The sequence below is a fragment of the Rhizobium leguminosarum genome (genome assembly GCF_002953715.1).
In the GTDB taxonomy this organism is placed as follows: Bacteria; Pseudomonadota; Alphaproteobacteria; order Rhizobiales; family Rhizobiaceae; genus Rhizobium; species Rhizobium leguminosarum_V.
In genome coordinates, this window is record NZ_CP025012.1 from 2,162,420 (window position 1) to 2,174,615 (window position 12,196).

13 protein-coding genes are annotated in these 12,196 nt (G+C 61.2%); 7 read left to right on the top strand and 6 right to left on the bottom strand.

What is annotated here, in order from left to right; genetic code table 11:
- Nucleotides 1–200: 200 nt before the first annotated feature.
- The 7 genes from CUJ84_RS10950 to sugE all read left to right on the top strand — a co-directional run bounded on the left by CUJ84_RS10950 (nucleotide 201) and on the right by sugE (nucleotide 6,985).
- A complete protein-coding gene (locus CUJ84_RS10950; protein WP_199788805.1) occupies nucleotides 201–1,151 on the top strand; it encodes a DMT family transporter in 951 nt (316 codons plus the stop codon).
- 97 nt (nucleotides 1,152–1,248) lie between these two features.
- Entirely contained in the window at nucleotides 1,249–1,953 is a 705-nt protein-coding gene (locus CUJ84_RS10955) for a hypothetical protein (protein ID WP_105006224.1), read from the top strand.
- Between the two features lie 75 nt (nucleotides 1,954–2,028).
- Nucleotides 2,029–4,050 (top strand): acetyl-CoA carboxylase biotin carboxylase subunit, encoded by a 2,022-nt coding sequence (locus tag CUJ84_RS10960; RefSeq protein WP_105006225.1) that lies wholly within the window; start codon nucleotides 2,029–2,031, stop codon nucleotides 4,048–4,050.
- 114 nt (nucleotides 4,051–4,164) lie between these two features.
- Nucleotides 4,165–5,292, top strand: coding sequence for an S-(hydroxymethyl)glutathione dehydrogenase/class III alcohol dehydrogenase (locus tag CUJ84_RS10965; RefSeq protein ID WP_105006226.1), 1,128 nt, complete (start codon nucleotides 4,165–4,167; stop codon nucleotides 5,290–5,292).
- 291 nt (nucleotides 5,293–5,583) lie between these two features.
- Nucleotides 5,584–5,946, top strand: a complete 363-nt coding sequence (locus CUJ84_RS10970; protein WP_226532158.1) for a hypothetical protein — start codon at nucleotides 5,584–5,586, stop codon at nucleotides 5,944–5,946.
- A gap of 43 nt (nucleotides 5,947–5,989) precedes the next feature.
- On the top strand, nucleotides 5,990–6,457 hold the full coding sequence (locus CUJ84_RS10975; RefSeq protein WP_105006227.1) for a YaiI/YqxD family protein: 468 nt from the start codon (nucleotides 5,990–5,992) through the stop codon (nucleotides 6,455–6,457).
- A gap of 213 nt (nucleotides 6,458–6,670) precedes the next feature.
- Complete coding sequence (gene sugE, locus CUJ84_RS10980; protein ID WP_105006228.1) at nucleotides 6,671–6,985, top strand: quaternary ammonium compound efflux SMR transporter SugE; 315 nt, start codon at nucleotides 6,671–6,673, stop codon at nucleotides 6,983–6,985.
- Nucleotides 6,986–7,027: 42 nt separating this feature from the next.
- Here sugE and CUJ84_RS10985 read toward each other — a convergent pair whose 3' ends face one another.
- The 6 genes from CUJ84_RS10985 to CUJ84_RS11010 form a co-directional block, all read right to left on the bottom strand.
- Nucleotides 7,028–7,420 carry a DoxX family protein gene (locus CUJ84_RS10985; RefSeq protein WP_105006229.1) on the bottom strand — a complete coding sequence of 131 codons (393 nt, stop codon included), beginning with the start codon at nucleotides 7,418–7,420 and terminating at the stop codon, nucleotides 7,028–7,030.
- Nucleotides 7,421–7,559: 139 nt separating this feature from the next.
- Nucleotides 7,560–9,092 carry an acyl-CoA carboxylase subunit beta gene (locus tag CUJ84_RS10990; RefSeq protein WP_105006230.1) on the bottom strand — a complete coding sequence of 511 codons (1,533 nt, stop codon included), beginning with the start codon at nucleotides 9,090–9,092 and terminating at the stop codon, nucleotides 7,560–7,562.
- Nucleotides 9,093–9,195: 103 nt separating this feature from the next.
- Nucleotides 9,196–9,654, bottom strand: coding sequence for a hypothetical protein (locus CUJ84_RS10995; protein ID WP_105008154.1), 459 nt, complete (start codon nucleotides 9,652–9,654; stop codon nucleotides 9,196–9,198).
- A gap of 67 nt (nucleotides 9,655–9,721) precedes the next feature.
- A complete protein-coding gene (locus CUJ84_RS11000; RefSeq protein WP_105006231.1) occupies nucleotides 9,722–10,507 on the bottom strand; it encodes an ATP12 family chaperone protein in 786 nt (261 codons plus the stop codon).
- Nucleotides 10,508–10,516: 9 nt separating this feature from the next.
- Nucleotides 10,517–11,170: an HAD-IA family hydrolase gene (locus CUJ84_RS11005; protein WP_105006232.1), complete on the bottom strand. Its 654-nt coding sequence runs from the start codon at nucleotides 11,168–11,170 to the stop codon at nucleotides 10,517–10,519.
- Nucleotides 11,167–12,159: an RluA family pseudouridine synthase gene (locus tag CUJ84_RS11010; RefSeq protein ID WP_105006233.1), complete on the bottom strand. Its 993-nt coding sequence runs from the start codon at nucleotides 12,157–12,159 to the stop codon at nucleotides 11,167–11,169. Before CUJ84_RS11010 ends, CUJ84_RS11005 begins: the two co-directional genes overlap by 4 nt.
- Nucleotides 12,160–12,196: the final 37 nt, after the last annotated feature.

Here is a 12,196-nt window from a genome sequence, read left to right on the forward strand (position 1 = left end):
AACCTGTAGCTAATGTTGACGTCTTTTCAGGATGTTGAATGAAAGGTCTCAAGCTAGGTATGGCTCCGAAGCCCCGCGCCAGTGACTCGTCTCGACCGCACCATTTCCCTTCAGGGAAACGCTCTCTAAGCGACGATTTCGATTTTACCTCGAAGCTATTGGCGGCTGCTCGGCTTGATTGCCTGGCCTGCCCATGGTTGATGGCGTCATCCTTGCAAGAATCGGCAGCCATGTCAGAGCCCCATCAAAATTCCCTGCAGGGCATGGCCATCATGTCGGGCGCCATGCTCATCCTGCCGACCATGGATGCGATCGCCAAATACATGGCGACCTTCGAGGCGATGTCGCCGGGTCAGGTGACCTTCTACCGATTCTTCTTCCAGATCGCCTGCACTCTGCCGATTCTTTTCGGCCTCTTCGGCCTGAAGGCGCTCTCGGCCAAACGGCCATGGATGAACCTGCTGCGCGGTGTGCTGCATGGTGCTGCAAGCCTGCTTTTCTTCGTTGCCGTCAAATACATGCCGCTCGCCGATGTCTTCGCCATCTATTTCGTCGAGCCCTTCATGCTGACCGCCCTGTCGGCGCTGTTTCTCGGTGACAAAGTCGGCTGGCGGCGCTGGACGGCGATCGTCGTCGGGTTCGGCGGCGCGATGATCGTCATTCAGCCGAGCTACGAAATCTTCGGGCTGAAGGCGCTGCTGCCGGTCGCCTGCGCCTTTCTGTTCTCGCTCTATCTTTTCCTCAACCGCGCCATCGGCGAGGCCGATTCGCCACTGACCATGCAGACGATGGCCGGCATCGGCGGAACGGTCTTCATGGCGGCCGCCCTTCTCGTCGGCAGCAGCTCCGGCAATGCCGATTTTTCCGTCTCCCTGCCCTCCTCCGGCCTCGGCCTTATCCTGCTTCTCGCCCTCGGCTCGATATCGGGATATGCGCATATGCTCGTGGTCCGGGCTTTTCGTCTCGCGCCCTTGTCGCTGCTTGCGCCGTTCCAGTACTTCGAGATCATCTCGGCGACCGTTCTCGGCTATGCGTTGTTCAACGATTTCCCGAGCTTTTCCAAATGGATCGGCATCTTCATCATCGTTGCTTCAGGCCTCTTCATCATCTGGCGCGAGCGGCTGCAGGCGCAATCGTTAAAATCTTCCTGACCCCGGGAATATCGGGTTAACTCCTCTTCTTGAGGGATCGTCAATTCGCAGGCGCTAAAACTGTCTCCGGTTTCATGATGAAGCCTGGAGTTAAAACATGAGCGAATTTCGTCTCGCTTTTCCGGCCTGTGTGGTGGCCGGGAAGCATCGGCTGACGGCCGAAGATATAGTACTGCTGCGCAAACATAGTTTTCCGGAGGGTATCCGGACATCCGACGACGTCGTGGCGATGTTGGCGCTCAATAATTCCTGCCCTGAAAAATGTGCCGACTGGAACGCTTTCTTCGTGGAGCAGCTCGCCGGTTTCATTGTCCGCTACACCTATCCGCAGGGCTCGCTGGACGACATCAACGTCGCCTGGATCATGCGCATGTTCACGACCGATGGTGTCGTCAACTCGGCGCTCGAGCTCGAGCTCATTCTCCACGTCATGGAGATTTCGGCCGATGTCCCAGTTGAGTTGAGAGCGCTTGCCCTCGATCAGCTTCGTCTGGCGATCACCGAGAATATCGGTGGCTACAAGCTGTCGCGCGCCATCGATCGCCGGGGCATCACCCGCCAGGACGTCGACTACGCGATGCGCATATTCAGAAGCGTCGCCGAAGGCGGCATCATCCCCGTCTCGTCGGTCGAATACGGTGTTCTCCAGCAGATCGAGCAGGCAACGCTGTCCGGCGCCAATCATCCGCACTGGGCGGGGATTATGGCGGCCGTCGAGCTGCGCGATTATGCCGAGCCGCGTCGCAGCCGCTGGCTGCGCATCGTCGACGAAGAACCTGTCTCCGAAGCTGCCGTCGCCTGACGCTCCGCAAGCCTGATTGTGCGTTCCGGTGTTTTGTGCGTAAAACTCCGGGATGCATTTCTGGGTGGAGTCTCGATGTTCAAGAAAATCCTGATCGCGAATCGCGGCGAAATCGCCTGCCGCGTGATCAAGACTGCGCGCCGCATGGGCATTCTGACCGTCGCGGTCTATTCGGATGCGGATCGGGACGCGCTGCATGTCGAGATGGCCGACGAGGCCGTGCATATCGGCCCGGCTGCGGCGTCCGAGAGTTATCTCGTCGCCGAAAAGATCATCGCCGCCTGCAAGGCTACCGGTGCCGAGGCCGTCCACCCCGGTTACGGCTTCCTCTCCGAGCGCGCCTCCTTCTGCGCTGACCTGGAAAAACAGGGCATCGTCTTCATCGGCCCGAAGCCGAAGGCCATCATGGCGATGGGCGACAAGATCGAATCGAAGAAATTCGCCAATGCCGCCGGCGTCTCCACAGTGCCTGGCCATCTCGGCATCATCGAGGATGCCGCCCATGCGGAAGTGATCGCTGGCGAGATCGGCTATCCCGTCATGATCAAGGCGTCGGCCGGTGGCGGCGGCAAGGGCATGCGCATCGCCTGGAACAAGGCTGATGTGCGCGACGGCTTCGAGCGCGCCCGCTCGGAGGCAAAAAGCTCCTTCGGCGACGACCGCGTCTTCATCGAGAAGTTCGTCGTGGAACCCCGCCATATCGAGATCCAGGTCCTGGCCGATGCGCATGGAAACGTCGTCTATCTCGGCGAACGCGAATGCTCGATACAGCGGCGGAACCAGAAGGTGGCGGAAGAGGCGCCCTCGCCCTTCCTCGATGAGAAGACCCGCAAGGCCATGGGCGAACAATCGGTGGCGCTGGCGAAGGCCGTCGATTACCAGAGCGCCGGCACCGTCGAATTCATCGTCGACCGCGACCGCAATTTCTATTTCCTCGAAATGAACACCCGCCTGCAGGTCGAGCATCCCGTGACCGAACTCGTCACCGGCATTGATCTCGTCGAGCAGATGATCCGGGTCGCAGCCGGAGAGCCCCTTCCCTTTGCTCAGGAGGACATGAGGCTCGATGGCTGGGCGATCGAGAGCCGGCTCTATGCCGAAGATCCCTACCGCAACTTCCTGCCCTCGATCGGCCGCCTGACGCGTTACCGCCCGCCGGCGGAAGGCAGGACCGGCAATGTCGTCGTCCGCAACGATACCGGCGTCTTCGAGGGTGCCGAGATCTCGATGTATTACGATCCGATGATCGCCAAGCTCTGCACCTGGGCGCCGACGCGGCTCGAGGCGATCGACGCCATGGGCCGGGCGCTCGACGGCTTCGTCGTCGATGGTATCGAGCACAATGTGCCTTTCCTGTCGGCGCTGATGAAACATCCGCGCTGGCGCGAGGGCCGGCTGTCCACAGGCTTCATCGCCGAGGAATATCCTGACGGCTTCGCGCCGATGAAACCGGACCCGGCGGAAGAAGCTGTGCTTGCCGGCATCGCCCTCTCCGCCTCGCTGATCGAGGCAAACCGCCGCGAACGTTTCGCCGATCGTCTGCGCGCCGCATCGGGCGCGCTGCGCGAGGACTGGATGGTCAGGATCGGCGACAACCACGTCGCTGCAAGATTGCTCGACGGCCTCGTCACCATCCCCTTCGATATGGACATTGCGATCGAGGGGGCGATAGCGGGCGAGAGCAAGAGTGTTGTCACCGATTGGAGACCGGGTGATCCTGTCTGGAGCGGCAAGGTCGGCGGTCGCGACATCACCGCGCAGATTCGCCCCGTTCTGAACGGGTTGCGTATCGACTGGCAGGGGCTTTCGGTGATTACCAAGGTCTTTTCGCCGCGTCATGCTGAGCTCGACCGGCTGATGCCGGTGAAGCTACCGCCCGATACCTCCAAGCTCCTGCTCTGCCCGATGCCCGGCCTTGTCGTCGCCATCGCGGTTGCAGAGGGCCAGGAGGTCAAGGCCGGTGAGACGCTTGCGATCGTCGAAGCGATGAAGATGGAAAACGTGCTGCGCGCCGACCGTGATCTCGTCATCTCGAAGATCAATGCCGCGGCCGGCGAAAGCCTGGCCGTCGATGCCGTGATCATGGAATTCGCCTGAGAGGAGAAGACCGGGCGACCGGCCATTTTCGCTTGAGCCGAGTTCGCCGACCATGCCAAACTCAGCCCGATAAATCAGCTGGGAACCAACAAAAACCGACAGGGAGATGTGAAGATGGACGTTCGCGCCGCCGTTGCCGTTCAGGCAGGAAAACCGCTCGAAGTGATGACCGTGCAGCTGGAGGGGCCGCGGGCCGGCGAAGTGCTGGTGGAGGTCAAGGCGACGGGCATCTGCCACACCGACGATTTCACTTTGTCGGGTGCCGATCCTGAAGGCCTCTTCCCCGCTATCCTCGGCCATGAGGGCGCCGGCATCGTCGTCGATGTCGGCCCCGGCGTCACCTCGGTGAAGAAGGGCGACCATGTCATTCCGCTCTACACCCCGGAATGCCGCGAGTGTTATTCCTGCCTTTCCCGCAAGACCAATCTCTGCACCTCGATTCGATCAACCCAAGGCCAGGGGCTGATGCCGGATGGAACGAGCCGCTTCTCGATCGGCAAGGACAAGATCCACCACTATATGGGGTGCTCGACTTTTTCGAACTTCACCGTGCTGCCGGAGATCGCCCTTGCCAAGGTCAACCCGGACGCGCCGTTCGACAAGATCTGCTACATCGGCTGCGGCGTCACCACCGGCATCGGCGCGGTCATCAACACTGCCAAGGTGGAGATCGGCGCCACGGCAATCGTCTTCGGTCTCGGCGGCATCGGTCTCAACGTGCTTCAGGGTCTGAAGCTTGCCGGTGCCGACATGATCATCGGCGTCGATATCAACCCTGATCGCAAGGCCTGGGGCGAAAAGTTCGGCATGACCCACTTCGTCAATCCGAAGGAGGTCGGTGACGACATCGTGCCTTACCTCGTCAATCTCACCAAACGCAACGGCGACCTGATCGGCGGCGCCGACTACACCTTCGACTGCACCGGCAACACCAAGGTGATGCGTCAGGCGCTGGAAGCCAGCCACCGCGGCTGGGGCAAGTCGGTTATCATCGGCGTTGCCGGTGCCGGCCAGGAAATCTCCACCCGTCCGTTCCAGCTGGTCACCGGCCGCAACTGGATAGGCACCGCTTTCGGCGGCGCGCGCGGCCGCACCGATGTGCCAAAGATCGTCGAATGGTACATGCAGGGCAAGATCCAGATCGATCCGATGATCACCCACACCATGCCGCTCGAAGACATCAACAAGGGCTTCGAGCTGATGCATTCGGGCAAAAGCATCCGCGGCGTGGTGGTGTACTGATGCATGTCGCCCAAAAGTGCGCAGCGGTTTTGGGATAACGACATGCATAAATCAAAGACTTAAAGCGCATCGCATGAATCCAGATTGACGCGATGCGCGTTAACGCATGACACTAAGACTGCGGGCTTGAAGTAAAACCGCTCGATACCCCAAAAATAACGGGCCGGATCTGCAAAGGGCTTCACCAAGTGTGAAGCCCTTTCATGTTACCGCTTCGGTGCTTGGCAATCATGCTTCGCCAAAAAGGGGGACCCTATGATTTTTCGGACTATTATTTCGGCTTGCGCATTTGTGTTACTGCCCGCCATTGCATTTGCGGACCCCACAGGTTCCTACAAGGTCGCTGGCACCAGCGAGGACGGCAGCAAATATCAGGGCACCGTCAAGGTGCTTCGCAACGGCGAGACCTATATCGTCGACTGGATGATCGGCAAGAACGAGTCGATCGGCACCGGCCTCGGCGCAAAATTCAGCGGCGATCGTTTCGAAATGGGTCCGGCAAGCGACGAGGACACGGCGATCTCCGTCGGCTACGTCTCCAAGGAGAATTTCGGCATCGCCATGTATTTCGAGCAGCCGGACGGCAGCTGGCAGGGTGTCTGGACCTATGGCGGCTCGGAAAAGGTTGCGAGCGAAATCTGGACTCGCGAGTAATCCGCGCGTATCAGGCGTCGGCATTGAATGAGGTAAACAGCCTTTGATCTATGTCGACGCCGATGCCTGCCCGGTGAAGCCGGAAATCCTGAAGGTGGCCGAACGTCTCGGCCTCGAAGTCACCTTCGTTGCCAATTCAGGCCTGCGCCCCTCGCGCGATCCGATGATCCACAACGTCATCGTCTCCAACGCCTTTGACGCCGCCGACAACTGGATCGCCGAACGCGCCGGCGCGGGCGATGTCGTTGTCACCGCCGATGTGCCGCTTGCCGTGCGCTGTGTCGCCACCGGCGCCTTCGTCAGCGGACCCACAGGGCGCGTCTTCGACCAGACCAATATCGGCATGGCCAGCGCCATGCGCGATCTCGGTGCGCACTTGCGCGAAACCGGCGAGAGCAAGGGCTACAACGCCGCCTTCAGCCCGAAAGACCGCTCACGCTTCCTCGAAACCTTCGATCGCCTCTGCCGCCGCGCCAAGAGCCTTGCCCGGGAAGCTGGCGGGCAGCCGTGATGCAGCAACTAAAGGTGCTACAGCGTCTTTTACACGTCTAAAAGACGCGCGGCGCTGTAGGCCGCAAGACACGGGTGGCATGGCAGCCGTGCCGATTCCTACCTTGAAGTCGGCCGTTTCCTCACGCATATAGGCGTTATCGCAGACGACTGCGGCATCCTCCAGGATGCAACTGTCGCGAGGACGGCCTCGCTCTTGAACAAGGAGAGTCGGATGGCCTGGTTTCTGCTTTTTCTCGCCGGTCTTTTTGAATGTGGCTGGGCGATCGGCCTTAAATATACCGAGGGTTTCACACGGCCGCTGCCGACGGCGCTGACCGTCATATCCATGGTGGTGAGCATCGTGCTGCTCGGCCTGGCGGTGAAGCACCTGCCGATCGGCACCGCCTATGCGGTCTGGACCGGCATCGGCACGGTCGGCACCGTATTTCTCGGCATCTGGCTGCTTGGCGATGAGGCAAGTGTCTCCCGTCTTGCCTGCATCACGCTGATCATCGCCGGCATTGCCGGTCTCAAGCTTACCGCCTGATGTGAAGGTTGAGGGGCGTCGCGACGCCCCTCAGTCTATCGTTCAGGCTGCCTTGCGGTTATCGACGGCAAAAGCGCCGGGACCGGAGAAGAACAGGTAGAGGAAGACGAAGCAGAACAGGATCGCGGCGTCGCCCTGGTTGACAGCCGGGAAGAAGCTGCTCGGGGCATGCGCCATGAAATAGGCAACGGCCATTTCGCCGGCAAGGAGGAAGGCGACAGGGCGCGTCAGCAGGCCGACGAGAATGAGGATACCGCCGACAAGCTCAAGAAGGGCGGCGAAGAGCATTAGCGGCGGCAGCGGACCGGCCATCTGCGCAGCCGGGAAAGCGAAAAGCTTCATCGTGCCGTGTTCGATGAACAGCAGCGCGGTGATGATTCTGAGAGCGGCCAGCCCATAGGGGCGATAGGCGGAAAGACGCTCGAAAGTTGACATTAAACCTCTCCTTTAAAACAATAAGAGCCGAGCGTTAGCCTGTCCTTGGCAAGGATTGAACACACGGATCGCTGACGGCCGTTCACTTTTTCGACAGCGGCTAAACACCTGACCGGACAGTTTTAATCGCCGGCAGCCGTCAGAGCGGGATGTTGTCGTGTTTCTTCCACGGATTGGCGAGATCCTTGTTGCGCAGCATCTTCAGCCCGCGCGCCAGCCGCCGCCGGGTGGAATGCGGCATGATCACTTCGTCGACATAACCACGCTCGGCGGCAACGAAGGGTGAGAGAAACCGGTCCTCGTACATTTTCGTATGGGCGGCGATCTTCTCCGGATCGGCGATATCCTTGCGGAAGATGATCTCGACGGCGCCCTTGGCGCCCATCACGGCGATCTGCGCCGTCGGCCAGGCATAGTTGAGATCACCGCGCAGATGTTTCGACGCCATCACGTCATAGGCGCCGCCGAAGGCCTTGCGGGTGATGACGGTGAGCTTCGGCACCGTCGCCTCGGCATAGGCGAAGAGCAGCTTGGCGCCGTGCTTGATGAGGCCACCATATTCCTGCGCCGTACCCGGCAGGAAGCCCGGCACGTCGACGAAGGTGACGATCGGAATATTGAAGCAGTCGCAGAAGCGCACGAAACGGGCCGCCTTGCGTGAGGCGTCGCTGTCGAGAACGCCGGCCAGCACCATCGGCTGGTTGGCGACAAAACCGACGGTGGAGCCTTCGACGCGGCCGAAGCCGCAGACGATGTTTTTGGCAAAGCTCGTCTGGATCTCGAAGAAATCCCCCTCGTCGGCCACCTTCCGGATCAGTTCCTTGATGTCGTAAGGCTTGTTGGAACTCGCCGGCACCAGCGTGTCGAGCGAGGTGTCGATCTCAGTCACCGACTGGTAACATTCGATCTCCGGCAGCGGCGCGGTATTCGAAAGCGGCAGGAAATCGATCAGCCGGCGAACCTGCAAGAGCGTTTCGACATCATTGTCATAGGCGCCATCGGCGATCGACGAGCGCACCGTATGCACCACGGCGCCGCCGAGTTCTTCGGCCGTCACCGTCTCGTTGGTCACGGTTTTCACCACATCGGGACCGGTGACGAACATATAGGAGGTATCGCGCACCATGAAAATGAAATCGGTCATCGCAGGCGAATAGACGTCACCGCCGGCGCAGGGACCCATGATCACCGAGATCTGCGGTATGACGCCGGAGGCGAGCACATTGCGCTGGAATACTTCGGCATAACCGCCGAGGGCCGCCACGCCCTCCTGGATGCGGGCGCCGCCGGCATCATAGATGCCGACGATCGGCGCGCGGTTCTTCAGCGCCATGTCCTGCACCTTCATGATCTTCTCGGCATGCGCTTCCGATAGCGAGCCGCCGAAGACGGTGAAGTCCTTGGCGAAGACGAACACCGTACGACCATTGACCGTGCCCCAGCCGGTGACGACGCCGTCGCCGGCAATCCGGCTCTTATCCATGCCGAAATCGGTAGAGCGGTGTTCGACGAACATGTCGAACTCCTCGAAGGAGCCTTCGTCGAGGAAGAGGTCGATGCGCTCGCGCGCCGTCAGCTTGCCGCGTTTGTGCTGGGCGTCGATGCGCGCCTCGCCGCCACCGAGGCGGGCGATGCCGCGACGCCGTTCCAGTTCCTCGAGAATTTCCTTCATGCGATCTCCCTCGCCGCTGCGGGCGGCCGGCGGTTAGATTATGTGCTAGAGCATGATGCCGAAAAGTGTGCGCGGTTTTCGGTCAACATCATGCTCTAACTATTTAGCGCCCGCGCCCGCTGAGTGAGAAAACCGAGCGTATCCTTGCTGCGGCGTCCTCGGCCAGGATCTCATCGGCAAGCTTGGGATCGGCAGCGATGCTGGTGACGTCGAAGGCGCTGACGGCGATGACCGAGCCGTCCTCGACCGAGGCCGCGTCGATGCTGATCTTGGCGACGTTGCGGTCCTTCTGGAAGCCGAGACCCTTTTGGATAGAAACCACGCGGATCGTCAGCACCACCCGCGGCAGCACGGTGTCGCGCACGGTGGCGTTGATCGCCGCGTTGACGCGGTCGTTGATGCCGGAAAGCAGCTCGGCCGGCATGTTCGGACCGGAGAGAACGACGGCGCTGCGCACATCATAGACCGGCGCCTCCGGCTTGGTGGCCGAGAGGCTGACGCAGGCCGTGAGCGCGATACAGACAAGTGCGGCCCGGCAAAAACACGACCTCAGCCAATTCATTGCAAAATCCCGCACCACCCCGTTGGAGTCGCAGACTTCGTCATAATGCATTGGAAGGCAATATGTTTCAGGCGCTTAGGGCGAAAAAAACATCCGCTGCGGCTTTGAACTCGGCAAAGCGCTTGGCCCGCCGCTGCTCGGCTTCCTCGTCGCTGCCCCAATGCTCGATCGTCCAGTCCTCGTCGAGATGGGCAAGCGACCAGGCCTCCTCCACCGTCACCCGGCCCTCGGCGAAGGCAAGCGCCAGGATCGCCGAGCCGGTCAGCGTGGTGACTGTGTGGAGGGCGGCCAGCGCCATCGGGCTATCATATCTCGCGAGCGTAACGGCGAAGGCGGCCGTCGCCTCGCGCGGCTGCTCCTGCGGCATCACCCCTTCGACGAGGATGAAGCGGGCGCCGAGATCGGTCGCTGCCCAGTCGATCACCGGATCCCAGTGCTCGGCCTGGCGTTCGACCAACAGTTCCGGCTCCTCGGCGCGGTAGCAGATGAGGTCGCTGGATGAAAAGCGCAATATATCCTCGAAGATCGCCTGCGCGTTGGCGGCAACGCCGTCGATTGCGGTGTTGACGAGCCGGGTCACCGGCATGCTCACCGGGTTGATCTCTTCGCCCTGCACCTGCCATTCGGCGGCGACAAGCCGCGCGAGTGCCTCGGTCGGCACGGCGAGAACCTGGCGCGCCGGCGTGCGCACCATCTTGCCGTCGAGCGTGATCGCAAAACCAGCCTCGTGCTCGGCAACGGAGACGCCGGTATAGAAGCGCTTCGGCAGCGGCTTCTTCATCTGGATCTGCGCGCGGCGGATGGGATCGGGATGGCTCAGGCCTTCGGAAAGGTCGTTCAGCAGATCGCGCATGGGCTCACCTCAGGAAAAATGACGCAATATCTCGTTTGGATGGTAGGCGATCGCATCAGCGCCGTTGGCGATCAGCTCACCCACACTGGCATAGCCCCAGGCAACGCCGATCGCCTTGGCGCCGGCAGCCTTTGCCATCTGCATATCGTAAACCGCATCGCCGATGACAATGGTGTCGGCAGCATTCATGCCGGTTTCATCGCAGCATTCCGTCACCATGGCCGGATGCGGTTTGGAGGGGCAATCGTCGGCGGTGCGTGCGACGATGAAATGCTTGTCGAAGCCATGCGTCTCCATCACGAGCTTGAGCCCGCGCCTGGATTTGCCCGTCACCACGCCGATCAGCAGGTCATCGCGTCCACTGATCGCGTCGATCATCTCGCGGATGCCGGGAAACAGCGGCTCCTTGTAATCGAGATCCTGACGCACGATCGAGAACAGCGATTTGTAATGCGCCGTCATGTCGATGTCTTCCTGCTCCACATGCTGCCTGCCCTGCATGCGGGCAATCGCAATATCGAGGGACAGGCCGATAATGGCCTTGGTGTCTTCAAAGCGCGGTTCCGGCTTGCCGAACTTATCGAAGGTCCTGCGCATGGTTTCGTGGATCAGGCCGGCGCTATCGACCAGGGTGCCATCGCAATCAAAAAGCGCCAGTTTCATTCGGCGTCCCTTTCGGCGCTGGCGAGATCGAGGCCGAGAAGGTTCCAGGTTTGCACCATATGCGACGGCAGCGGCGCGCTGATCCGCAGGCGCCCGCCGGAGGGGTGCGGAATGTCGATGTGACGCGCGTGCAGATGCAGCTTCTTCTGGACGCCGCCAGGAAAATCCCAATTCGGATCGTCGTCGAAATATTTCGGATCGCCGATGATCGGATGGCCGATATGCAGCGCGTGCACACGCAGCTGATGGGTCCGTCCGGTATAGGGTTCCATCTCCAGCCAGGCGAGGTTCTGGGCGGCGGTTTCGAGCACACGATAGAAGGAAACGGCGTGATCTGCTCCGTCCTCGCCGTGCTTGGCGATGCGCATGCGGTCGCCGTCGGCCGTCGGCTCCTTGACGAGCCAGGTCGAGATCTTGTCCTCGTGTTTGCGCGGCACACCCTTGACCAGCGCCCAGTAGGTCTTCTTGGTGTCGCGCTCGCGGAAGGCCGCCGTCAGCTTCTGCGCGGCGCCGCGCGTGCGGGCGATGACGAGAACGCCCGAGGTGTCGCGGTCGAGACGGTGAACGAGCCGCGGCTTCTCGCCCTTCGGGCTGGTCCAGGCTTCGAGCATCTGGTCGATATGTCTGGCGACGCCGGAGCCACCCTGCACGGCAAGACCGGGTGGCTTGTTGAGCACGATCACCTTGTCGTCCTCGTGCAGCACCATGCGCGACAGGAGTTCGAAATCGGTCGAATGCTTGAGATCCTTGCCGGCGATCGGTCCGGATTTCAGCTTGGCATCGACATCGAGCGGCGGCACGCGCACCGTCTGGCCGGGCTGCACGCGCGCATCCGATTTGACACGTCCGCCGTCGACGCGCACCTGGCCGGAGCGCAGCAGCTTCTGCAGCGGGCCGAAACCGAGCCCCGGAAAGTGCACCTTGAACCAGCGATCGAGCCGCATGCCGGCTTCGTCGGGTTCAACCTTGATATGTTCTATGCCAGCCATAAGAAATCTTTCGGAAATTGCTGCGCGGGCCAAGCCG

Excerpts from the sequence above, each read along its gene's own strand:
- CUJ84_RS11000 (WP_105006231.1), bottom strand. The coding sequence starts at position 10,507 with ATGCGCGATCTGCTGAACGACCTTTCCGAAGGCCTGAGCCATCCCGAT.
- CUJ84_RS10985 (WP_105006229.1), bottom strand. The coding sequence starts at position 7,420 with ATGTCAACTTTCGAGCGTCTTTCCGCCTATCGCCCCTATGGGCTGGCC.
- CUJ84_RS10965 (WP_105006226.1), top strand. The coding sequence starts at position 4,165 with ATGGACGTTCGCGCCGCCGTTGCCGTTCAGGCAGGAAAACCGCTCGAA.
- CUJ84_RS10950 (WP_199788805.1), top strand. The coding sequence starts at position 201 with ATGGCGTCATCCTTGCAAGAATCGGCAGCCATGTCAGAGCCCCATCAA.
- CUJ84_RS10955 (WP_105006224.1), top strand. The coding sequence starts at position 1,249 with ATGAGCGAATTTCGTCTCGCTTTTCCGGCCTGTGTGGTGGCCGGGAAG.
- CUJ84_RS11005 (WP_105006232.1), bottom strand. The coding sequence starts at position 11,170 with ATGAAACTGGCGCTTTTTGATTGCGATGGCACCCTGGTCGATAGCGCC.
- CUJ84_RS10995 (WP_105008154.1), bottom strand. The coding sequence starts at position 9,654 with ATGAATTGGCTGAGGTCGTGTTTTTGCCGGGCCGCACTTGTCTGTATC.
- sugE (WP_105006228.1), top strand. The coding sequence starts at position 6,671 with ATGGCCTGGTTTCTGCTTTTTCTCGCCGGTCTTTTTGAATGTGGCTGG.
- CUJ84_RS10960 (WP_105006225.1), top strand. The coding sequence starts at position 2,029 with ATGTTCAAGAAAATCCTGATCGCGAATCGCGGCGAAATCGCCTGCCGC.
- CUJ84_RS10990 (WP_105006230.1), bottom strand. The coding sequence starts at position 9,092 with ATGAAGGAAATTCTCGAGGAACTGGAACGGCGTCGCGGCATCGCCCGC.
- CUJ84_RS11010 (WP_105006233.1), bottom strand. The coding sequence starts at position 12,159 with ATGGCTGGCATAGAACATATCAAGGTTGAACCCGACGAAGCCGGCATG.